This window comes from Archaeoglobus fulgidus DSM 4304, assembly GCF_000008665.1.
Taxonomy (GTDB): Archaea; Halobacteriota; Archaeoglobi; order Archaeoglobales; family Archaeoglobaceae; genus Archaeoglobus; species Archaeoglobus fulgidus.
Genome location: NC_000917.1, coordinates 909,040 through 930,216 on the forward strand (window position 1 = coordinate 909,040; position 21,177 = coordinate 930,216).

Consider the following 21,177-nt stretch of genomic DNA (forward strand, 5'->3'; position numbering starts at 1 on the left):
TTAATATCAAAACTTATACAAAATAACATGAAACCCAGATTTATAAAATTTCATTTTAACACAAACTCGGGAGATTATGTGGATAAAAATTTTGGGAAATACACGTTAAGTGAAATGCCTGCTATCGCCTCGAGAAGGGATGAAACATGATAAAAAAACTTATTATAAAAAACTATAGATCCATCGAAAGATTGGATGTTGAACTTTCTATGTTAAATGCTTTGATAGGTCCTAACAGTTCTGGGAAAACAAATATTTTAAGGGCATTAGATCTTATAGTGGGGACAACCTATCCGTCCGTTCGTTCTTTTGATGAATCTGATTTTTACTTACACGATACATCACGAACAATTCTTATTGAAGTTAGATTTAGAGATCCCATACAGTATACGCGGTACCAAACTTATCATATCTATGGCTTTAGACTCACCTTTGACGGAAAGGACATGAATTATGTGGCAATCGATGACAATGGAAACTCATTGGAGTATAGGCAAGGGAGGGAAATTAAAGTAAATAGCGACATGAGAGAAGTAGTAAGCATGATGTATTTGCCCTTAGATAGACAAGCATATCAGCAAATCACACCTTCTCAGTGGAAAATTTATGGAAAACTTTTAAGGCATATCGCATCCCAGATACCAGATCCAGATAAACAAAATTTTAAAACTGGAGTTGAAAATACCTTTACACAGCATATTTTTACTCATGTCCAACAGGCGGAGGATTTGCTAAAAAAATATGTCAAAGAGCAAACCGGATTAGAACTTAGCTTAAGACTTTCTATTATCGACCCAACATCGGTGCTTAAGAATGTCAGGCCTCGGATAATATTACCTACAGGTTTTGAAGCAGATGTAGAAAACGAAGGTGCAGGTGTTCAAAGCGCTGTGGGCAATAGCCATAGCAAGAACTTATGCTCAAATTGTACAACAACCGTTAATATTAGCAATAGAAGAACCAGAACTTTACTTACACCCCCATGGCAGACACTTCTATAAAATTTTAAAAGAATTATCTCAAAAGGATGTCCAAGTAATTTACACTAATTTACACTACACACGAAAGGAGTTTCGTAAATGTTGCTGATCTGGATTCTATATTGCTCGTAAAAAAAGAGAATGGTGGAACAAAAGTTTATACTTGTAGAAATTCCATAACGGATATCGACGCTATAAAGACAGCGTCAAAATTTGACGAGGAAATAAATGAAGTATTTTTTGCTAATAAAGTTATTCTCGTAGAAGGTCCTGAAGACAAAATAGCTTGTAAGCTAGCGCTGGAAAAACTTGGACTAGAACTGGACAAACATAACATCTCTATAATAGATTGTGGAGGGAATACGGGAATAAAACCTATGGTAGAAATTCTACTAGCGTTTAATATTGATGTTTATGTTCTGATGGATGAAGATCCTGGCAATCAGTCAACGCAACAACTGATAAGTCGTATTAGAAATTTAATTGGAGATAAACTGTTTTTACAAAGTCCAAATTTAGAAGGAATTTTTAATTTTGACCAAATAAGACGAGATCATGGAATACAGAGAAATAAGTTTTCCAAGGAAATAGCTCTTAAAGTTCTTCCAACTTGGTTTGAATCAAACTCTGTTCCCCCAGTTTATGAGAGTTTGAAAAATATAATAGGTGTAACTAATGAAAATGGATGAGACGTTCAGCGACGGTGGGCACTCTGCGGTGCTTCGAACCTTGCCCTATCGGGGTCAACAAACAAGCGAGTATCTGGTTCGTGCCTTACAGACCTTAACCAAAATTGCCTTTGTCAAAAACCTCTTTTATGTATGCTGGGAAAGTTATAACCACAATAAGCTAACAAAATTATCTAAGTTTCTTAAGCACGCCAAGAATCTTTCGCCAAGTAAAGGCTGACCCTCTAAAAAATTTTATAACCTGTTGTCACTGAAAGTAGTTAATGAACCAACTTTTAAAAACGCTGAGGGATTTCGGCCTCTCAAGCTACGAAGCCTCCGCCTACGTAGCCCTCGTTTCCTCTGGAGAAACCACGGCAAGAGAGGTTAGCAGGAAAGCGGGGATTCCAAGGACTAAGGTTTACGAGGTGCTGAACAGGCTTGTAGAGAAGGGATTTGCCGAAGTCCAGCCGGGCAGTCCAGCAATTTTCAGGGCCATTGAGCCTGCCAAGATAGCTGCGAGGATGCAAAGGGACTTCAACGAAAGGCTCGGCAAAATGCTGAAGGCCTTCGAGGAGCTGAAAATGGATGAAAAAAGCGAATCAAAGCTCGTCTGGATATCGAGGGGCAGGTGGGCGGTGGAGAATAGGCTGAGGGAGTTTCTTAGGGAGAATGACAAAGTGATGGTGTTCTGCATCACCGAGAACTTTGCGAGCGTTCTTAGTGAGGTTAGGGGAGAGCACAGAGTTCTTCTCTACCAGAAGTTCAGGGTGCCGGAAAACATCAGGGAGTTCAGGGTTCTGGATTTGGGCAGGATAAAGAAAGCTAAGGACGGCTTTGTTGCCAGATTCGCCGAAATCATCGAGGGGACAGAAGCCGGGAAGCCTGAGATTCTGATAATCTCGGAAGGGAGCTCAATACTTGCACTTTCCCATGGAGAGGAGTATCTGGCTCTCTCAATACACCTCCCGCTCATCGTAGCTTTGCAGAAAAGAATGTTCGATACGCTCTACGAGAGCTACTGCTGAAAAATTATTAAACGAATGCAAGATTTGCGGCATGGCAATAATCGTGCTGGAAACATGCAATGGATGCAAGGTATGCGAGGAAGTCTGCCCCTTCCACGTTTTTGAAGTTATTGACGGCTTTGCGGTTGCTGTTAACAGCGATGAGTGCATTGAGTGCTGCGCATGCGTTGAGGCGTGTCCTGAGAGTGCAATTATCGTAAGCGGTTGTGGGTAGTTGGCATTTATAGCGTGCTCCTACACTCTTTCTCTCGATTTAAGCTTTTGCGGGGATTTTTATCTCTCGCCGCTGCGAATTATGCGATGAAACATCTACCGCTGTTTTCTACGGCAGTGGAAAACTTCGCACTATTCCCAAGGCTCCCCAACTCAACCCAAGCCGAAGCCTTTTTAACTTCCCGCTCCTTAATGCTGAGAGTGGCAAGATGTGATGTTTGCGGTGAGGAGGTTACAATCCCCTTCAAATGTAAGTACTGCGGCGGAACCTTCTGCGCAGAGCACAGGCTGCCCGAGAACCACGATTGCGACGGGCTGGATGAATACTGGAATGTTCCCGTTAATGTTAAGCGGAGGTTGAGCCCCCAGCCTGCAAGAAGGAGCAGGAACATTGGATTGATGAAGTATGGGGCAAACAACACCGTCCTCATAATCTGCACGATTCTCTTCTTCATCTCAATCGTTGCTCCCTACGAGATGGTTGAGATTTTCGCCCTCCATCCCCGACTTGATGTTCTGCTAGCTATGCCCTGGCAGCTTATCACCAGCATGTTCCTCCACGTGGAGTTCTGGCACTTCTTCGTCAACATGTTCGTCCTGCTTTTCTTCGGAACTGAGCTTGAGAGGAGGCTTGGTGACAGAAAGTACCTCGAAATTTTCTTTGTCTCAGGCCTTGCGGGGAATGTAGGATACATAGCCTACTCCTACGCTGTTGGAAGCTTTGCCCCAGCTCTCGGAGCATCTGCAGCGATTTTCGGTGTAATGGGCTGCCTTGCCATAATTGCCCCCGAAATCAGGATAATAATCTTCCCGATTCCGATTCCCATCAACATAAGAACCGCCCTCCTGCTTTTCGCCGCCTACGACTTCTGGATGATGGTTGCCAGCTATATGGGGCTTTTCTACACCAATGTCGCCAACATAGCCCACCTTGCGGGGCTGGCTGTGGGCCTCTACTACGGGAAAAGGCTCGGAAGGAGAAAGGTGAGGTATGACTTCTACTTCTAAGCCCATTGTCTGGAAGGAAAAGGAGAGGCTGGATGGAGAAATTGTTGGCTGCCTTACGGCCATTTTAAGGACGAGAGGATGCAGGTGGGATCGCTGTTATATGTGCGGCTACACCAGCGACGCTTATCCGGCAAGCGAGGAAGAGCTTATACAGCAGGTTGATTACGTTTTTGAGCAGCTTGAGGATGAGAGTGTGCTGAAAATCTTCACCTCTGGCAGCTTTTTCGATGATGCTGAAGTCCCGCCCAAGGTTAGGGGCTATCTCCTTGAGAAATTCCAGCAGCGTGGCCTCAAAAAGCTGATTGTTGAGAGCAGGCCCGAATACATCACTGATGAGCGGATTGAGCCCTTTAAAGGCGTAAATCTGGAGGTTGGCATTGGACTTGAGACTGCAAGCGACAGAGTAAGGGAGCTTTGCATAAACAAGGGATTCAGCTTTGAGGATTTCAAGGATGCTGCCACCAAGCTTAGAAATTACGGTTTCAGAGTCAAGTGCTACCTCCTTCTCAAGCCACCATTTCTCTCGGAGAGCGAGGCGATTGATGACGCAATCAAATCCATCGTTGCAGCCAAACCCTACGCCGACGTTTTCTCCCTCAACCTAACCAACGTTCAGAAGGGCACTCTGGTGGAGAGGTTCTGGAGGGCGAAGCTCTACCGCCCGCCATGGCTTTGGAGTGCGGTGGAGGTGCTGAGGGAGGCAACGGCGATTGGCGTTGAGATTTTGAGCGATCCTGTAGCTGCGGGAAAGCAGCGAGGCCCGCACAACTGCGGGAAGTGTGACGCTGAAGTTGCTGCAGCCATCAGGGAGTTTTCGCTCACTCAGGATACGTCTAAGCTTGAAGGTCTTCACTGCGAATGCATTGAAAAATGGAAGAAGGCCGTGGAGCTTGAAAAATACTCCAGAGCTCCCCTTTTTTAGAACTTTACGTGCATCATCTGCGCTGGTGGGGGAGTGAAAAGCAGCCAGACTCCGAAGATGAGTAGCAGAATGACCGCAAGCAGGAAAATCACGACTCCAGCTATTATCGTTGCGGCGAAAGCTTCAATAAAGCCCACATCGAGCAGAGTTTTTAGGACGTAGAGGTAAATCAGGAAGGCGAGTAAGGGAAGCAGCAACACGAGGGGAGTGAAGTGCAGGATGAAGGCAACCACTGCTGTTATAACCACAGCTGCAAAGTTGGCCATTCCACACCTCAGCACGTCCCTTTCCTTCCCCACAACCTTCAGCCCAATCCAGATGAAGAAGCCCGGCAGTATTATTGCCGAAATGATAAAAACAAAGAAGGCGATGCCTGCTGACATTAAAAAATCAAAGAAGGGCGGCACCTTCCTCAGCCCCCCTCACGAGCTTTGCATACTTTGCCAAGTAGCCCTTCAGCTCCTTCTCCTTAGGCTTCCACTTGGCCCTCCTCTCTGCCAGCTCCTCATCGCTGAGCTTCACTTCCAGCTTTCTTGCGGGGATGTCTATGGAAATTTTATCTCCATCCTCAACCAGAGCTATGTTTCCACCGACAGCAGCCTCAGGCGACACGTGGCCGATGCACGGCCCCCTCGTCGCTCCACTAAACCTTCCGTCTGTGATCAAAGCCACCTTCTGCAATCCCAGCCCTGAGATTGCTGCTGTTGGCAAGAGCATCTCAGGCATTCCCGGAGCTCCTTTAGGCCCCATATACCTGATAACCACCACATCCCCTTCCTCAACCTTTCCATCAAGTATGGCGTTCAGAGCCTCCTTCTCGCTGTCGTAAACCTTTGCAGTTCCCTCAAACCTCATCATGTCCTCGCTCACTGCAGCAGCCTTGATTACGGCACCATTTTCGGCCAGATTGCCTTTCAGAATGGCTATTCCTCCCTCTTTGTGCAGCGGGTTGTCGGGTGAGGCGATAATGTCCCTCCCTCTCAGCACGGCCATCTCCGCAATCTCGTAGAGCGTTTTTCCGCTCACTGTCATTTCATCGTGGAAGTACTTCCTTGCCTTCTTTATCAGCATCGGCACCCCACCGCTCTCATCTAAATCAACAACCATCTCCTTGCTCGCAGGGTCGATGGAGACTATGTGGGGAGTTCTCCTGCTTATCTCGTCGAAGAGGTCGAGGCTCAGCCTTATTCCCGCCTCTTTGGCTATTGCGGGCAAATGGAGAACTGTGTTGGTTGAACCCCCAACCAGCATGTCCATGGTGATGGCGTTCTCAAAGGAGCGCTCGTTAACGAAGTCGAGGGGTTTGATGTTCTGCATAACAAGCTCAACTACCCTCTTCCCGCTCTGCTTCGCTATTCTGAGCTTTCTCGACGATGGGCAGGGAGAGGTGGAGCAGTAGGGCAGGCTTAGGCCAAGAGTTTCGGTGAGAATCTGCATACTGTTGGCCGTGTAAAGCCCCTGACAGCTTCCGCAGTAGGGGGCGCAGTAGTCCTCGTAGAGCTTTAAGCCAGCGTCATCGAGCTTTCCCGCCTTGTACATCCCCGCTGCCTCAAAGGCATCTTTTATGGAGACTTTCTCTCCCCCTACTCTCTCGTAGGGCATTGGGCCACCTGTGACGGCAATTGCGGGGATGTTGAGGCGGAGCATCGCCATGAGCATTCCCGGAATGATTTTGTCGCAGCTCGCAACCACAACTAACCCATCAAAGCGGTGAGCCTCAACCATCGCCTCAATTGTGTCCGCAACAAGCTCTCTCGATGGTAGGGAGAAGCACATCCCCTCATGCCCCATGGCAATGCCGTCACAGATGCCTATTATGCCGAACTCGAAGGGCACACCTCCCGCAGCATAAACCCCCTCCTTAACAGCCTGAGTGAGCTTGTCGAGAGTCATGTGCCCGGGAACGATGGTGTTGTAGGCGTTGGCAACTCCAATGAAGGGCTTATCCATCTCATCGTCAGTAACGCCGAGGGCCTTCAGAAGAGCCCTGTGAGCGACTCTGTCGATGCCTTTCTTAACCTCATCACTTCTCATGGTTTTAGAAGTGCTTCATTATTTTTTAAGTTTTGGTTGGATGGTGTGAAGAACAATAAGAAAGCATCGGGAAGATTTTGACAAAAAACAAAACATTTATTTGTTTTAATCACAAAAATCGTAAACGTGACGGGATTTGCATCATTACCAGTTGAGTTCCTTATAACTGTTTTTGCAATGTCCTTCAGCATAGGCTTTGTAGCTATTATTGCCGGTACGGGTGGTGGAGTTCTTTTTACTTCCTGTTTATGGGATTTACATCAATACATCCGGACAAATAAGAGCAACCGGACTTCTTTCGGCGATTGCTGGGCCATCGGCCCCACAATCAATCTGATAATGCTCGCACCGCTGAAAATTGCAACTACCACCAGCGCGGTGGTTATAAGCATCGGGGACACGGCAGCTATCTTCCCTTACTTCATGTCTGGCTCACTCCTTCCTATTTTTGCCGTTCCAGCAGTTGCAGGACTGATGACCGGGGCAAGATTTGGTTCGGCGGTGGCGGTTAGGGTGAAGGCCAAGTACATCAGATACACGCTGACCACAATTCTGCTGTTTGCGGGAATAAAGCTCATATGGGTGGGATTATGGATGCTCGAAGGTTAGAAGACGAAGTCGAAATGCCTCTCGAAGGTATCGTGTACGGAGAGGTCAGTGGGTGGCTCACGATAATTGGTATACTGGTAGCGATAGCTGGTATAATCATAGGGGTGGTGACCGGAAACTCTGTTTTTGACTACCAGTCAACGATTAAGGACCTGCTGAGCGGTCATGACGAGGAGAAAATCTGGACAGACGACTCCATTTTCCACTCGGAACCGCATGGATACTGGTTTTTAAACGTCATTCACACTGGAGATGGAATTGCAATGTTTGGAATCGCTTTGGCTGTTTACGGAGGAATTGTTGGTTTGCTGCTGCTAATCGTTTTCACTTTCAGAAGCAGAGAGGTTCTGCTTTACAAAAAAGGCCTCTACACCTTCCTCGCTATCGCCATATTCTGCCTGATGGTCTACTGCGCCTGGGAGGCAGAATTTTGACATTCACTCGTACCTCAAGGCCTCGATAGGCTCTAAGCGAGATGCCTTCCACGCAGGGTAGAGGCCGCTTAGCACAGAAACCATAACTCCTATCGAAAAGCCGAGAGAGATGTAGAGTAGAGTTGAGAGCCTGAAGACGTAGCTCGCATCCTGGAGTATCATCAGGTCTATTGCATACCCTCCGGCAATGCTCAAAACGCTCCCTATTGCGCTTCCTATCAGCCCGAGAATCAGAGCCTCCATCAGGAATATTCTTAAAATCGTTGACCTGTAAGCCCCTATAGCCCTCATGATGCCAATTTCCTTTGTTCTCTCAATCGTAGACATCAGCATGATGTTCAGAATGCTGACTCCGGCAACAAGCAGGGAAACCGACGCTATTGCCATCAGAAACGTGTTTATCTGCGAGAAGGCCTCATTTATCCTCTCGAGAATTATTTTGAGGTCGAAAACAACTACTTTTTCATCCCTGCTGTTTATCTTCTCCTCTATCTCCTTCTTTACGTCATCGACCTTCTCCAAACTCTCCGCCTTCACAATCAGCATCGTGTAGCCAACGTCACTCACTTTCTCGAAGTCCTCAGGAGAGAGGATTATCGCTGAGTTAGGGTTTATGTCGAACCTCGCTCCGGTGTCTTCAAGTATTGCCGCTACTCTGAACTCCCTGCCCGCAATGGTTATTTTTGAGTTTACGCGAATATCAGCGAACTCCGCGAGCCTTTTGCCGACAACACAGCTACTCTTTAACCTTATTGAGCCCTTTTCCGCCTTGAACATGTCCTCTACATCCTTCTCGTCCATGGCATAAACCACAGCGTAGGATTTCTTTTTCTTTGACTCGACCAGCAGCGAGTCAGACTTAATTGGTATCGCCTCCGCAACGTTCGGGAGCTTCTTAATTCTGCTAATGTCCTTCTCGTCCAGGTACTTGTATCCCTCCTGAAAGTTAGGGCTAACTATAAGCTCATTCGCCACATCCTCAAAATTTTGCAGAACCGCTGCCTTCAGGCTCTCCCCGAAGATTCCGATGGCAGAGACTGCCATGACTCCTATCAGTATTCCGATAACAGCAAGAAGGCTTCTCACCTTTGCTCTCTGCAGGTTTCTCTTCGCAAGCTCAAGATACATTTTCGACACTCTCTATTTTCCCATCCCTCAGCCTTATCACTCTGTCACCGTATTTCGCAAGCGAGGGGTCGTGAGTAACCAGAATCACCGTAACTCCAAGCACCTCGTTCTGGTGTCTTATGATTTCCATGACCTGCTCACCAGATTTTGTGTCCAAATTTCCAGTTGGCTCGTCGCAAAGCAGAATTTTCGGGTTGTTCGCCAGAGCTCTTGCAATCGCAACTCTCTGCTGCTGCCCTCCGCTCATCTCGTTGGGCTTGCGGTTCATCTCCTTCTCAAGCCCGACGTTTTTCAGAAGCTCCTTCGCCCTTTCCTCCCTCTCCCTTCTCCCCACGCCCTTGAATATCATCGGAAGCTCCACGTTCTCAAGAGCGGTCAAAGTCGGAATGAGGTTATAGGTCTGGAAGATGAAACCGATTGTGTCCCTTCTAAGCTCCGTGAGCCGGTTGTCGTTCAAACTGGACGTTTCAACCCCGTTAATCAGCACCTCTCCCTCAGTCGGCTTGTCGAGACAGCCGATAAGATTGAGAAGAGTTGACTTTCCGCTTCCCGAGGGCCCCATGATCACGACGAACTCTCCCTCCTCAACATCCATGCTCACTCCGTCAAGAGCCCTCACTTCATAATACTCCGTTCTGTAAATTTTGTAAACATTCCTCAGCTCTACGACCTTCATTTTCTAATCTGCCTGTAAATCACAAAGCCCACTATTGCCAGAATAACAATTGCCACCGCAATGGAGACGTAAGTCGGCATAGGATTTTCCTCAACCTCAGCCAGGCTTTTTCCTTTGAGCTCAACGGTTTTGGATATTGCAAAGGTCTCCCCTATTTCGTTCGACCACTGCACGGTAACCTTAACACTACCGTTGCACTCTACCGGCAGCTCAAAGCTCTGGAAGTCTGATGGGTCGATGTTGCCCATGAAGTAGTCAGCTCTGAAGTCGCCGCACTCGGCAACCGCATAGGCGTTGTAAACCTCACTCCTCCCGTTGTTGCTGACATCCCCTGAAACGCTGTACTTCAGCTTCTCCCTCACCACATTGACGTTGGTGAGCATTACGGCATAGCTGTCGAGAACCGTAATTGTGAAATTTCTCTCCACACTCAGCCCATTTCCAAGCTCATCCTTGTAGTAAACTCTGAAAACAGCCTCTCCGTCACCAGCCTTTGAGGGGCTGAATTTAAAGCTCAAAGCCTTCCCCTCACCACTATCAAGCTTTGCTATGCTCACCGGACTCGAAAAGCTTCCGAGAGATGATTCCGCGGATACTGTGATGTCGTAAATCGCATCGCTCCTCAGATTTGTGATTTCAAGGGGAATTGTTACCGCATCTCCGATGAAAAGGGACTTGTACGGAAATGTTACATTTAACACGACATTTTGCGGAGTTAAAAGCTTCACCACCACCTCTTTCTCAATTTCATGGTAGTTTCTGCCGTTGTAGAATGAAATTTTGAATTTCAGCCTGTTAGAATCCGGAATGAACTTGATTTTCCCCTCCTTTCCGCCAACGAAATCTCCGAGATAGACGGTCTTAGGTATAGCATCGAAGAGGGCCTCAACCCTCACGTCTTTAAGCTCCACCGGTGAGGAAACGTAAAAGCTGACCTCGTTCACAACCCCTCTGTAAACCGGAGAGGCGACCGTTAGAGAGGGGAAGTTGTCATCAACTAGAAGAAGTATGTTTTGTGTGATAGTCTGGGTAGTGGTGTTTTTTTCATCAACTCTGTATTCAGTAGCTATTTTAACCTCAAGGTTCTCTCTCCCGACCTTTTCTGCCTTAACCGAGAAGGTTATGGAGTAGCTCCCTCCACCCGGTATTGTGCCTACAGAGTAGATTGCCGACGGCTCGGCCTTCGCTCCCGAAACCACAATGGAGTTAACCTTCACATCAGAAGCGGAGGGATTTGTCAGAGTGAGCGTCACGTCTGCGTAATCGCCGGGGAGGAGAATTTCAGGAGATATCTGGTAGCTTACCGAAACGCCCTCTGCGTGGACTGCCTCAACAGCAAGCAGGAGGACCGCTAAGACCAACAGAACTTTTTGCATGATAACAAGAAGCCATCGCAGTATATATGGTTAACTTATCAGAACCTTTTCAACCCCCTCAACCCGCAGGATTTCCTCAACAACAGCTCCGGGAATCTTCGTTTCGGTTACAACTGTCAGCTTCGACTCCACGCTCAGCTCAGGGTCTTCGGCGAGGATGTACCTTATCGAGATGCCGGCGTTGGCGAGGGCTGAGGCAACACCTGCCACAATCCCGACTTTGGTGCTTTCAGCGTAAACCTCAAGAACGCCGAAGCCGAGAATTCTTGCCACCTCAGCTATATTTGCCACGGGCTTTAAGGCTGAGAAGACTTTGCTAAGCTCTTCATCACTCTCAATGTTCTGAATGGCTGCAAGAACCACCTTTCTGTCAACACCTATTGCTTCAGCAATTTTGGTCGGAACCAGCTCTATGTCCCCGCAGTAAGCTTTCCCATTCCTGACAGAGATGCCAAGCCTCAAAAATTCCCTCGCTACTGCGATTTGAGAAGGGTACTTTTCAAACTTTTCAGCGACTTTTTTCCACATATTTGAATTTTTGTCGTTCAACTATTAAACTTTATATCCTCAAGTTGAGATACAAAGGTGCTCGAAGTAAGGAATCTCTTCAAAAGGTACGGTAGCTTTGAGGCCGTAAAGGGCATAAGCTTTTCGGTGAGGAGAGGAGAGGTTCTTGGTCTGATAGGGGAGAACGGAGCGGGAAAGTCTACAACGCTGAAAATCCTCGCCGGTTTGATTAGGCCCGATGGTGGAGAGGTGAGGTACTTCGGCAAGGATTTTGATGAAGAGATGAAAAGAATAATCGGATACCTGCCGGAGATTGACGCCCTTTACGACAACATGACCGTCTCCGAGTATCTCAACCTCTTTGCCGACATTTATGACGTTAGAGCCGACATAGACGGCCTTCTTGAGAGGCTGAATTTACCCGACAAGTACATTTCGGACCTCTCAAAGGGAATGAGGAGGAAGGTCTCTATTGCCAGAACTCTTCTTCACGACCCAGAGGTGCTGGTTTACGACGAGCCAACCGGCGGGCTCGACCCAACGACTTCGCTGAGCATAGCCGAGCTTCTGAGAGAGCTTGCAGAAAGGGGAAAGATAATCGTCTTCTCCGCACACAACATGTACTACGTTGAGAGGATAGCCGACAAGGTTGTGGTGATGAAAGGAGGTAAAGCCCTGTATTTCGGAAGCCTTGAGGAGCTCATCGGTCAAAATACCATCTACAAAGTTGAGTACACCATTGACGGCAGAAAAGAGAGCGTAAAGCTCTTTGAGGTTGAAGAGCTTCTCGATTTTGCTGAAAAGGTCAGAAAGCAGGGAGGAAAGATAATTGAAATTGAAAGAGAGGTTCCGAGGCTCGAAAATGTCTACTTCAGCCTGATAGGGAGAAAAGAAATTAAAGCATAGCAATACAAAAATCATGGATATCAGATTCAGAGTATGGATTGAGAAGGGGGGCAACCACGTTGCGGGAAAGGGTGGCGTTGCGATTTTAAAGGCGATAGAGGAGGAGGGTTCAATTTCCGCGGCGAGCAAAAAGCTGGGGATGTCCTACCGCTACGTGTGGGGGTACATAAAGAAAATGGAGGAGGTCATTGGAAAGGTCGTTGAGAGCGAGAAGGGGGGGAGTGGTGGGGGTAAAACCGTCTTAACAGAGAAGGGAAGGGAGATCGTAAGGCTCTACGAGTTTTACGAGAGCATTGTTAAAAAGCTCGCCAGTGGAGATTTCGAAAGGGTGGAGGTGAGGGACGGAAAAGTAACTCCCGAAGTTCAAGACGGAGAGTACGTTTTGATAAAACTTTAGAGAAACAGGCTCTTCACAAGGTAAAAGGCGAGGGAGGGTTTTCTCAAAAGCCTAAAGCTGATATCCGCAGCTTTTCTGATGAGAGTTGAGGGGCTGTCCATGTGCACACCCCTGAAATCAAAATCTGCCATTGCCGAGAAAAGCTGCTCCAGCTTTTCGTCAGGAAGAGAGTACAGCTTTCTCACCGCATAGCCAAACCTGTACTCCCTCCCCATTTCCTTCAGATAGCTCTTCTCGTAGCCTTTCAAATCCGGAAACGATTCGGCAAGCTTTTCTGCGGCGATAAGGTGATAGTAAAGCCCACCTCCCGTGTAGGGCTTCACCATCCCTGCAGCATCGCCGATCAGAGCAACGTCTCTCTTCGAGAACTTAACGAGCCTGTCGGGAATCGCCCCTGCGTTCAGCTCCACAGCGCTCCCCTCCACCCTGCCGGACACTGAAGGATGCCTTTTCATCAGATTTTCCAGATAGCGCAGCGGACTGCTTCTGCTGACAACTCCGATTCTTGCGGTATCGCCGAGCGGTATGGCGTAGGCGAAAAAGGAGTCGCTCCAGTTCCCGCCAAAGTAGAGCTCAACGCAATTCTCGTCGAGCGGCTCGAACTTCGCCTCGACCTGGACTGCGGTAAAAAACCCCATTGTGGGGAAGCCGAAGTGCTCTCTAACAGTGGAGTTCACACCATCCGCTCCGATTATTTTCTCTGCTGAAACTTCTCTGGACGGAGTTATAATCCTGAAACCATTCAACCGAGCCTTTTCCTTTACAAAAACCTTCGCTCTCTCAGCAGCTCTCTCAAAAAGCAATCTGTCGAGAATTTTCCTCTCAACGACCACCGCTTCTCCTCTGCCTTCCAGAACAATTTTTCCGGATGGAGAGAAGAAGAACGCCCCCTTTATGTGATTTTCAATTGCCTTTTCAGCCTTGCAGTGCTCCTTCAGCTTTTTATAGCATTTATCACTCACCAGCCCTGCACACTGAACTGGAAAGCCGGCGCTCTGGTGCTCCTCGAAAAGCGCAACGTCGTAGCTTTTCCCGAGCAAAATTGCTGCAAGACTTCCGGCAGGACCCCCACCGACTACTGCAGCATCCACAAGCTGCCTCTGAGGATTAATTTTTTATCTTTTCTATCCAATTCACTTCGATGATTCCCGTTGTCTACTCAAACCTCTGCCCCGTGTGCGGGGGCGACCTTGAAAGCAAAGAGATTGAGAAGCACGTATGCTTCAGAAAAAAGAGGTCGCTTTGCCTTTTTCCCGAGGACTTCCTTCTTAAGGAATTCGTCGAATTCTTCAGAAAATGCGTGGGTGAGCCGAGAGCGATACAGAAAATGTGGGCGAAGAGGATACTGCGTAAAGAGAGCTTCGCCGCAACAGCTCCCACAGGAGTTGGCAAAACTTCCTTCGGCCTTGCAATGTCCCTCTTCCTTGCCTTAAAGGGAAAAAGGTGCTACGTAATTTTCCCAACTTCCCTGCTGGTAATTCAAGCAGCCGAAACCATCAGAAAGTATGCGGAAAAGGCTGGAGTTGGGACTGAGAATCTCATCGGCTACTATCATGGCAGAATCCCTAAGAGGGAAAAGGAGAACTTCATGCAGAACCTGAGAAACTTCAAAATTGTTATAACAACAACACAGTTCCTGTCCAAACACTACAGGGAGCTTGGACATTTTGACTTCATTTTTGTTGACGATGTCGATGCAATCCTGAAAGCCTCGAAGAACGTTGACAAGCTTCTTCATTTGCTCGGCTTCCATTACGACTTGAAGACGAAAAGCTGGGTGGGCGAGGCGAGAGGCTGTCTGATGGTTTCCACTGCAACGGCGAAGAAGGGTAAGAAGGCCGAGCTTTTCAGGCAGCTTCTGAACTTCGACATAGGCTCTTCGAGGATTACGGTCAGGAATGTTGAGGATGTTGCGGTGAACGATGAGAGCATCTCAACGCTCTCATCAATACTCGAAAAGCTCGGAACAGGGGGCATAATCTACGCCAGAACTGGTGAGGAGGCGGAAGAAATTTACGAATCTCTTAAGAACAAGTTCAGAATCGGAATAGTTACGGCAACCAAAAAGGGAGACTACGAAAAATTCGTTGAGGGGGAGATAGACCACCTGATTGGCACAGCGCACTACTACGGGACGCTTGTGAGGGGATTGGACCTGCCAGAAAGGATAAGGTTTGCCGTTTTCGTCGGATGTCCCTCTTTCAGGGTCACAATTGAGGACATAGACTCGCTAAGTCCTCAGATGGTCAAGCTCCTCGCCTACCTCTACCGCAACGTTGACGAGATTGAAAGGCTCCTGCCCGCAGTTGAAAGGCACATTGACGAAGTGAGGGAGATTCTGAAAAAGGTTATGGGCAAGGAGAGGCCTCAGGCTAAAGACGTTGTTGTGAGAGAGGGAGAGGTTATTTTTCCCGACCTGAGAACCTACATCCAGGGTTCGGGCAGAACTTCGAGGCTCTTTGCCGGAGGATTGACGAAGGGAGCAAGCTTCTTGCTGGAAGACGATTCTGAGCTTCTCTCCGCCTTCATCGAGAGGGCAAAGCTTTACGACATCGAATTCAAGAGCATCGATGAAGTTGATTTTGAAAAGCTCTCCAGAGAGCTTGACGAGAGCAGGGACAGGTACAGAAGAAGGCAGGAGTTCGACCTGATAAAACCGGCGCTTTTCATCGTTGAGAGCCCCACAAAGGCGAGGCAGATCTCGCGCTTCTTCGGAAAACCGAGCGTGAAGGTTCTCGACGGCGCCGTTGTGTACGAGATTCCGATGCAGAAGTACGTTCTGATGGTGACGGCAAGCATAGGACATGTTGTTGACCTTATCACCAACAGAGGATTTCACGGAGTGCTCGTCAACGGAAGGTTCGTCCCCGTCTATGCATCCATCAAGAGGTGCAGGGACTGCGGTTACCAGTTCACGGAGGATAGGGAGAGCTGTCCGAAGTGCGGGAGCGAGAACGTGGACAATTCCAGGAGCAGAATTGAAGCCCTGAGAAAGCTCGCCCACGACGCTGAGTTCGTCATCGTCGGCACAGACCCTGACACCGAGGGGGAGAAGATAGCATGGGACCTCAAAAACCTCCTTTCAGGCTGTGGAGCTGTTAAAAGAGCCGAGTTTCACGAGGTGACGAGAAGGGCAATTCTTGAAGCGTTAGAATCTCTGAGGGATGTGGATGAGAATCTCGTGAAGGCACAGGTTGTCAGGAGGATAGAAGACCGCTGGATTGGATTCGTTTTAAGCCAGAAGCTCTGGGAGAGGTTTAACAACCGCAATCTCTCCGCCGGAAGGGCTCAAACTCCGGTTCTCGGCTGGATAATAGACAGATTTCAGGAGTCGAGGGAGAGGAGGAAAATCGCCATTGTTCGGGACTTTGATCTGGTTCTTGAGCACGACGAGGAGGAGTTCGACCTCACCATTAAGCTTGTTGAGGAGAGGGAAGAGCTCAGAACGCCCCTTCCCCCCTACACAACCGAAACCATGCTCAGCGATGCAAACAGAATACTGAAGTTTTCGGTCAAGCAAACGATGCAGATTGCCCAGGAGCTGTTCGAGAATGGTCTGATAACCTACCACAGAACCGACTCAACGAGAGTGAGCGATGTAGGCCAAAGAATTGCAAAGGAGTATCTCGGAGACGACTTTGTCGGTAGAGAATGGGGAGAGAGTGGGGCGCATGAGTGCATAAGGCCAACAAGGCCGCTCACGAGGGATGACGTTCAGAGGCTGATTCAGGAAGGAGTGTTGGTGGTTGAAGGCCTGAGATGGGAGCACTTCGCCCTCTACGACCTAATTTTCAGGCGCTTTATGGCCTCACAATGCAGGCCGTTCAAGGTGGTGGTGAAGAAGTACTCGATAGAGTTCGACGGCAAAACGGCGGAGGAGGAAAGAATTGTAAGGGCTGAGGGACGGGCTTACGAGCTTTATAGAGCTGTGTGGGTTAAAAACGAGCTTCCAACGGGAACTTTCAGGGTTAAGGCTGAGGTTAAGAGTGTTCCGAAAGTTCTGCCGTTCACGCAGTCGGAGATAATCCAGATGATGAAGGAAAGGGGGATAGGCAGACCCTCGACCTACGCAACCATAGTTGACAGGCTCTTCATGAGAAACTACGTCGTAGAAAAGTACGGAAGGATGATTCCGACAAAGCTGGGCATTGACGTTTTCAGGTTTTTGGTAAGAAGATACGCAAAATTCGTCTCAGAGGACAGAACAAGAGACTTGGAAAGCAGAATGGATGCAATCGAGCGCGGAGAGCTTGACTACCTCAAAGCTCTGGAAGACCTGTATGCGGAGATAAAAAGTATAGATTAGGTTCTGAGAGATTCCGCTGGCTCAAAAATCTTCTTTCCATATTTTTTCGCCAGCTCCTCGAGCCTCCTTGCAACCCTCTCCTTTCCAAACTCTTCAAGGAGCTCAAACGGTCCTTTCTGCCTGCCGTATCCAAGCTTCAGAGCGATGTCGATGTCTTCAGGCTTCGCCACTCCCATTTCAACGAGCTTAACCGCTTCGTTTATTTCGACCATCAGAAAATCCTCGACGTTGATTTTGCCTGTTGCCTTGCTCAGGTCAATTTTTGGCTTACCACCACTCCAGTCGTACCACCCCCTGCCCGTTTTTCTTCCAAGCCTGCCTTCCTCAACCATTTTCCTAACCCTTTCGGGCGGTTCGTATTCGGGGCTAACTGCTCTGGCAAAGTATCTGGCAGCATTGTAATTGACATCTATCCCAACGTAATCTGCAAGCTCAAAGGGACCCATAGGATAACCCGCTTTTCTGAAAGCTGCATCAACTTCCTCAGGCGTTAAATTCTCGGCCTCAACCACTGCATGAAGCAAAACGCCTCTTGGTGCAACAACTCTATTGGCAATGAACCCCGGCACGTCCTTCTCCACTCTCACCGGCGTTTTGCCGATGCTCTTCACGAACTCAACAAGCAAGTCCATTACCTCGTCGCTGGTCTTCTCTCCCCTTATAACCTCAACCAGCCTCATCAAGACTGGCGGGTTGAAGAAGTGCAGGCCTGCAAACTTCTCAGGCCTTGAGGTGAAGTCTGCGAGCATGGTTATTCTCATTGTTGAGGTGTTGGAGGTGAAGATGCAGTCCGGCTTTGCCAGCTTGTCAACCTCCTCCCAGACCTGCTTCTTGATTTCAACCACTTCTGGAACTGCCTCTATAACCAAGTCGGCATCCTTAACAGCCTCCTCCAGATCTACTGTTGGCTTTATTCTGGAAAGGACTTCTTCGGCGCTCTTTATTTTGCCCTTCTGCTCGAGCTTCGCAAGGCTCTCCTTTATCATGTTCATTCCTCTGTCAACAAACTCCTGCTTGATGTCCCTCATTGTCACGTTGTAGCCCGCCATCGCGCAGACTTCAGCAATTCCGTGTCCCATCAGCCCGGCACCGAGAACTGCAACGGTTTTTATCTCCATTTTTACCACCACTCATATTTGGAATCCTCCTTTATAATTCTTACTATTTTTACGAAATTTTTTCAAATAAATTTCAAAGTATGTCAAATCAAAATCTTAAATTGAGATAAAATTGCGAAAGATTTAAAACTTTTCGGTAGGAGTTCATGCATGCTGGCTGAATACATCCTCACGGAAGAGCAAAAGGCCATAAAGGAGGCTGCAAGGGAGTTCGCGGAGAAGGAGTTTCCTAACTACGTTGAGGAGTGCGACAGGGAGGAGAAGTTCCCCTTTGAGCTTTGGAAGAAGGCTGCCCAGCTCGGATTCATCGGGATGTCCATTCCCGAGGAGTACGGAGGGCAGGGGCTTGGAATTCTTGATTCCTGCCTCGTTGTCGAGGAGTTCTGGAGGGTCGATGCTGGTGTTGGGCAGATTGTCGGAACGGTGTTCGGCTCAGAGCAGATAACGCTATTCGGCAACGAGGAGCAGAAGAAGAAGTACCTGCCACCGCTCGCAAAGGGAGAGAAAATCTGCGCCGCCTGCTACACAGAACCTCAGGCGGGGAGCGATGTTGCGGGAATTAAAACAAGAGCGGACAAGGATGGAGATGAGTACGTAATCAACGGAACGAAGATGTTCATCACCAACGGCAGCATTGCAGACTACTACATAGTTCTGGCGAGAACTGATCCAAATCCGCCGAAGAGACATCATGGCATGTCAGTATTTCTGGTTGAAAGAGAAAGAGAGGGTGTGCAGGCGAACAAGCTGAAGAACAAGCTTGGTATTAGGGCAAATGACACTGCGGAAGTTGTGTTCAAAAATGTAAGAGTGCCGAAGGAGAACCTCATCGGCGAGGAAGGGAAAGGTTTCTACCAGACGATGATTTTCTTCAACGTCACAAGGATTCCTGTCGCATTTCAGGCTGTGGGCCTTGCACAGGGGGCATTTGAGCTTGCGTACCACTACGCCAGAAACAGGGAGGTTTTCGAGAGGAAGCTTGCAGACTTCCAGGTTACGCAGGAGAAGCTTGCGAAGATGAGGACGGAGCTTGAGGCTGCCCGCTTACTGGCATATCAGGCTGCCTACTTCCAGGACAAGATGGGGATGCCAGATCCGGGATTGACGGCGATGGCGAAGTACTACACGGCCAAGGCCGCGCAGTTCATTGTTAATGAGGCTTTGCAGATACACGGAGGTTACGGATTTATGGGAGAGCAGCACATAAGCAGGATGTACAGGGACGTTAGAATTCTGGAGATCTACGAGGGTACAAGGGAAATAGAGATGGAGATAATAGGGAGGTCTTTGCTGGGCAAAGTGCCCTCGAGGCTTGGAGCGGTGAGGAAGCATCCCCTCCAGTAAATTTTCCCTTTTGTTTTTTGAATGATGTAAAAAATTCAAAAAATCAATCTCTCGGAAGCTCCTCGCTTATGCCAGAAAGGTACTTTGCGATGTCCTTTTTCTTCTCGAAGTCGTAGCTCCTCCATATTGCAATTTCTTCCATCACCGGCGAGCCTCCACCGTGAACTCCTGCAACCGCCTGAACACCTCCGAGGGAGGAGCAGAGGATGTTGGATATTCCGAACAGGCAGCGGTACACATGCTCCGCCGGAACGTCAGCCCTTCTCTTGATGTACTTTCTGATGTACGGGCCCACCTCCTCGCTCAGGAAGTCTTCGGCAAAGGGCAGTGCAGCAGGCAACCCACCAGAAAGCTCTGCAAGAATTTCAAGCTCCTTGTAGTAGTTCAGGCCCGCATGCCTCCTTCCAACGTTGGCGTAAACTTCATTGGGAATAAAGGTTCCTGCAGGGGATTTCTGACCGTAGTGTGCTGCTGCTACTCCAGCAGCAAACACAAGTTCTGCAGTTGCAGCAAGCTCAACCAGCTTTTCTCTAATGTTGTGCTTCTCGTAAACCCCATTGTACTCTGCAATTAAAGCGCCAAAGCCCATTATCATGTCCGTGGTGGCGGGCTTGCAGCCCGTGTAGCTGTGTCTGTGGAAGAGGGCAAAGAGGTGTGCTGCAAGCGTAGCGTACTTGTTTTCTCCGCATAAAAACACTCTATCCCACGGCACAAACACATCGTCGAAGATTATCATGTTCTCGTCGTCCCCTATCTCCCCCTGCGGCATCTTCAGACCTTCAGGTGCTCTCAGTTTGCTCGTCCTTGCGACAATCTTCACGCCTTCAGTATCTGCTGGAACTGCGAAGGCCACGCTGTAGTCCTTATCCTCAGGGGTCATCGCTCTCGTTGGTACAACAATTATCTCATCCGCCACAGCAGCCATGGTTATGCAGTTCTTCGCTCCCCTCACAACAATTCCATCGCTCCTCCTCTCCACAACTCTCACGTACATGTCCGGGTCGTCCTGCTGGTGGGGTCTCTTGCTTCTGTCCCCCTTCACGTCCGTCTGGGCGCAGGCAGCAACAAGATCCCTCTCCTGAAACTCCTTTACGTACTCAAGAAACCTTTTGTGATAGTCGGTTCCGTGCTCCGTGTCTGCTGCAAAGGTTGCGACGGAGAGGCCGTTTATAGCATCACAACCCATACAGCGCTGGATGCAACCCCCAACGAGCCTGCAGAGCTTTCTGGTCATTAGCTGCTTTTTTAGCAAATCCTCCGCAGATTGATTTATGTGGGTGAAGCGGTTGATTCTCTTTCCGGAAATGTGGGACTTTGTGGTCAGCAAATCCTTGTAGTCTGGATGCTCTACGAGGTCGAATGTTTTGGAAATGACATTGATTCCTCCACTCACTTCGGGTGAATCCCTTCTCACTTTCTTTCCTCTAACATAAACATTCGGCTTCAGCTTATACAAATCCTGCCTGTATTCCTCCGATGTTCTCATAACATCACCAACACAATTAATTTTTAAAAATATTTTT

General features: G+C 48.5%; 22 protein-coding genes. 13 read left to right on the forward strand and 9 right to left on the reverse strand.

Features of this window, described 5'->3' with window-relative positions; translation table 11 throughout:
• Positions 1–146: 146 nt before the first annotated feature.
• The 7 genes from AF_RS05100 (at position 147) to AF_RS05130 (ending at position 4,819) form a co-directional block, all read left to right on the forward strand.
• A complete protein-coding gene (locus AF_RS05100) occupies positions 147–1,001 on the forward strand; it encodes an ATP-dependent nuclease (protein WP_010878507.1) in 855 nt (284 codons plus the stop codon).
• A complete protein-coding gene (locus AF_RS13875) occupies positions 943–1,089 on the forward strand; it encodes a hypothetical protein (RefSeq protein ID WP_372429090.1) in 147 nt (48 codons plus the stop codon). The genes AF_RS05100 and AF_RS13875 overlap by 59 nt, the downstream gene beginning before the upstream one ends.
• Positions 1,090–1,102: 13 nt before the next feature.
• The gene (locus AF_RS05105; protein WP_048064317.1) at positions 1,103–1,669 is read left to right on the forward strand and encodes an ATP-dependent nuclease; all 567 of its coding nucleotides are present in this window, start codon (positions 1,103–1,105) and stop codon (positions 1,667–1,669) included.
• Between the two features lie 263 nt (positions 1,670–1,932).
• A complete protein-coding gene (locus AF_RS12395; RefSeq protein WP_010878509.1) occupies positions 1,933–2,676 on the forward strand; it encodes a TrmB family transcriptional regulator in 744 nt (247 codons plus the stop codon).
• Positions 2,677–2,707: 31 nt separating this feature from the next.
• The gene (locus tag AF_RS05120) at positions 2,708–2,890 is read left to right on the forward strand and encodes an ATP-binding protein (RefSeq protein WP_010878510.1); all 183 of its coding nucleotides are present in this window, start codon (positions 2,708–2,710) and stop codon (positions 2,888–2,890) included.
• Between the two features lie 191 nt (positions 2,891–3,081).
• Positions 3,082–3,897 carry a rhomboid family intramembrane serine protease gene (locus AF_RS12400; RefSeq protein WP_148183444.1) on the forward strand — a complete coding sequence of 272 codons (816 nt, stop codon included), beginning with the start codon at positions 3,082–3,084 and terminating at the stop codon, positions 3,895–3,897.
• On the forward strand, positions 3,881–4,819 hold the full coding sequence (locus AF_RS05130; protein ID WP_010878512.1) for an archaeosine biosynthesis radical SAM protein RaSEA: 939 nt from the start codon (positions 3,881–3,883) through the stop codon (positions 4,817–4,819). The genes AF_RS12400 and AF_RS05130 overlap by 17 nt, the downstream gene beginning before the upstream one ends.
• Here the strand turns inward: AF_RS05130 and AF_RS05135 are convergent.
• Positions 4,816–5,226 (reverse strand): hypothetical protein, encoded by a 411-nt coding sequence (locus AF_RS05135; protein WP_010878513.1) that lies wholly within the window; start codon positions 5,224–5,226, stop codon positions 4,816–4,818. The genes AF_RS05130 and AF_RS05135 overlap by 4 nt on opposite strands.
• Positions 5,210–6,853 carry a dihydroxy-acid dehydratase gene (ilvD, locus tag AF_RS05140; RefSeq protein ID WP_010878514.1) on the reverse strand — a complete coding sequence of 548 codons (1,644 nt, stop codon included), beginning with the start codon at positions 6,851–6,853 and terminating at the stop codon, positions 5,210–5,212. The genes AF_RS05135 and ilvD overlap by 17 nt, the downstream gene beginning before the upstream one ends.
• 126 nt (positions 6,854–6,979) lie before the next feature.
• Between ilvD and AF_RS05145 the strand changes: the two genes are divergently transcribed.
• Together AF_RS05145 and AF_RS05150 are read left to right on the forward strand one after the other, a co-directional pair.
• Complete coding sequence (locus AF_RS05145) at positions 6,980–7,462, forward strand: sulfite exporter TauE/SafE family protein (protein ID WP_010878515.1); 483 nt, start codon at positions 6,980–6,982, stop codon at positions 7,460–7,462.
• Entirely contained in the window at positions 7,444–7,896 is a 453-nt protein-coding gene (locus AF_RS05150) for a hypothetical protein (RefSeq protein ID WP_052270476.1), read from the forward strand. The genes AF_RS05145 and AF_RS05150 overlap by 19 nt, the downstream gene beginning before the upstream one ends.
• Positions 7,897–7,899: 3 nt before the next feature.
• Here AF_RS05150 and AF_RS05155 read toward each other — a convergent pair whose 3' ends face one another.
• The 4 genes from AF_RS05155 to AF_RS05170 are packed head-to-tail and all read right to left on the reverse strand — an operon-like array spanning position 7,900 to position 11,604.
• Entirely contained in the window at positions 7,900–9,024 is a 1,125-nt protein-coding gene (locus AF_RS05155) for an ABC transporter permease (RefSeq protein WP_048064319.1), read from the reverse strand.
• Positions 9,014–9,700 (reverse strand): ABC transporter ATP-binding protein, encoded by a 687-nt coding sequence (locus tag AF_RS05160; RefSeq protein WP_010878518.1) that lies wholly within the window; start codon positions 9,698–9,700, stop codon positions 9,014–9,016. Before AF_RS05160 ends, AF_RS05155 begins: the two co-directional genes overlap by 11 nt.
• Positions 9,697–11,076 (reverse strand): COG1361 S-layer family protein, encoded by a 1,380-nt coding sequence (locus tag AF_RS05165; RefSeq protein ID WP_010878519.1) that lies wholly within the window; start codon positions 11,074–11,076, stop codon positions 9,697–9,699. Before AF_RS05165 ends, AF_RS05160 begins: the two co-directional genes overlap by 4 nt.
• A 30-nt stretch (positions 11,077–11,106) precedes the next feature.
• On the reverse strand, positions 11,107–11,604 hold the full coding sequence (locus AF_RS05170; protein ID WP_010878520.1) for an ACT domain-containing protein: 498 nt from the start codon (positions 11,602–11,604) through the stop codon (positions 11,107–11,109).
• A gap of 57 nt (positions 11,605–11,661) precedes the next feature.
• On the opposite strand from AF_RS05170, the gene AF_RS05175 reads away from it, so the two are divergent.
• Both AF_RS05175 and AF_RS05180 read left to right on the forward strand, forming a co-directional pair.
• On the forward strand, positions 11,662–12,489 hold the full coding sequence (locus tag AF_RS05175) for an ABC transporter ATP-binding protein (protein ID WP_010878521.1): 828 nt from the start codon (positions 11,662–11,664) through the stop codon (positions 12,487–12,489).
• A 13-nt stretch (positions 12,490–12,502) separates the two neighbouring features.
• Positions 12,503–12,886, forward strand: a complete 384-nt coding sequence (locus AF_RS05180; protein WP_010878522.1) for a winged helix-turn-helix domain-containing protein — start codon at positions 12,503–12,505, stop codon at positions 12,884–12,886.
• On the opposite strand, the gene AF_RS05185 is transcribed toward AF_RS05180, so the two are convergent.
• Positions 12,883–13,977, reverse strand: coding sequence for a geranylgeranyl reductase family protein (locus AF_RS05185; RefSeq protein WP_010878523.1), 1,095 nt, complete (start codon positions 13,975–13,977; stop codon positions 12,883–12,885). The two genes, AF_RS05180 and AF_RS05185, sit on opposite strands and share 4 nt — an antisense overlap.
• A 50-nt stretch (positions 13,978–14,027) precedes the next feature.
• On the opposite strand from AF_RS05185, the gene rgy reads away from it, so the two are divergent.
• Positions 14,028–17,192 carry a reverse gyrase gene (gene rgy, locus AF_RS05190; protein WP_010878524.1) on the forward strand — a complete coding sequence of 1,055 codons (3,165 nt, stop codon included), beginning with the start codon at positions 14,028–14,030 and terminating at the stop codon, positions 17,190–17,192.
• On the opposite strand, the gene AF_RS05195 is transcribed toward rgy, so the two are convergent.
• Positions 17,189–18,310 (reverse strand): 3-hydroxyacyl-CoA dehydrogenase, encoded by a 1,122-nt coding sequence (locus tag AF_RS05195; RefSeq protein WP_010878525.1) that lies wholly within the window; start codon positions 18,308–18,310, stop codon positions 17,189–17,191. The two genes, rgy and AF_RS05195, sit on opposite strands and share 4 nt — an antisense overlap.
• A 150-nt stretch (positions 18,311–18,460) precedes the next feature.
• Here AF_RS05195 and AF_RS05200 point away from each other — a divergent pair, with 150 nt between their 5' ends.
• The gene (locus AF_RS05200; protein ID WP_010878526.1) at positions 18,461–19,654 is read left to right on the forward strand and encodes an acyl-CoA dehydrogenase family protein; all 1,194 of its coding nucleotides are present in this window, start codon (positions 18,461–18,463) and stop codon (positions 19,652–19,654) included.
• Positions 19,655–19,697: 43 nt separating this feature from the next.
• On the opposite strand, the gene AF_RS05205 is transcribed toward AF_RS05200, so the two are convergent.
• Complete coding sequence (locus AF_RS05205) at positions 19,698–21,140, reverse strand: 4-hydroxyphenylacetate 3-hydroxylase family protein (protein ID WP_010878527.1); 1,443 nt, start codon at positions 21,138–21,140, stop codon at positions 19,698–19,700.
• Positions 21,141–21,177: the final 37 nt, after the last annotated feature.

Bases quoted from the DNA above. Each gene is read 5' to 3' on its own strand.
- AF_RS05130 (WP_010878512.1), top strand. From the start codon at position 3,881: ATGACTTCTACTTCTAAGCCCATTGTCTGGAAGGAAAAGGAGAGGCTG.
- AF_RS05180 (WP_010878522.1), top strand. From the start codon at position 12,503: ATGGATATCAGATTCAGAGTATGGATTGAGAAGGGGGGCAACCACGTT.
- AF_RS05155 (WP_048064319.1), bottom strand. From the start codon at position 9,024: ATGTATCTTGAGCTTGCGAAGAGAAACCTGCAGAGAGCAAAGGTGAGA.
- AF_RS05120 (WP_010878510.1), top strand. From the start codon at position 2,708: ATGGCAATAATCGTGCTGGAAACATGCAATGGATGCAAGGTATGCGAG.
- AF_RS05150 (WP_052270476.1), top strand. From the start codon at position 7,444: ATGGATGCTCGAAGGTTAGAAGACGAAGTCGAAATGCCTCTCGAAGGT.
- AF_RS05165 (WP_010878519.1), bottom strand. From the start codon at position 11,076: ATGCAAAAAGTTCTGTTGGTCTTAGCGGTCCTCCTGCTTGCTGTTGAG.
- AF_RS05195 (WP_010878525.1), bottom strand. From the start codon at position 18,310: ATGGAGATAAAAACCGTTGCAGTTCTCGGTGCCGGGCTGATGGGACAC.
- AF_RS05205 (WP_010878527.1), bottom strand. From the start codon at position 21,140: ATGAGAACATCGGAGGAATACAGGCAGGATTTGTATAAGCTGAAGCCG.
- AF_RS12395 (WP_010878509.1), top strand. From the start codon at position 1,933: ATGAACCAACTTTTAAAAACGCTGAGGGATTTCGGCCTCTCAAGCTAC.
- ilvD (WP_010878514.1), bottom strand. From the start codon at position 6,853: ATGAGAAGTGATGAGGTTAAGAAAGGCATCGACAGAGTCGCTCACAGG.
- AF_RS05100 (WP_010878507.1), top strand. From the start codon at position 147: ATGATAAAAAAACTTATTATAAAAAACTATAGATCCATCGAAAGATTG.
- rgy (WP_010878524.1), top strand. From the start codon at position 14,028: ATGATTCCCGTTGTCTACTCAAACCTCTGCCCCGTGTGCGGGGGCGAC.
- AF_RS05160 (WP_010878518.1), bottom strand. From the start codon at position 9,700: ATGAAGGTCGTAGAGCTGAGGAATGTTTACAAAATTTACAGAACGGAG.
- AF_RS05200 (WP_010878526.1), top strand. From the start codon at position 18,461: ATGCTGGCTGAATACATCCTCACGGAAGAGCAAAAGGCCATAAAGGAG.
- AF_RS05170 (WP_010878520.1), bottom strand. From the start codon at position 11,604: ATGTGGAAAAAAGTCGCTGAAAAGTTTGAAAAGTACCCTTCTCAAATC.
- AF_RS12400 (WP_148183444.1), top strand. From the start codon at position 3,082: ATGCTGAGAGTGGCAAGATGTGATGTTTGCGGTGAGGAGGTTACAATC.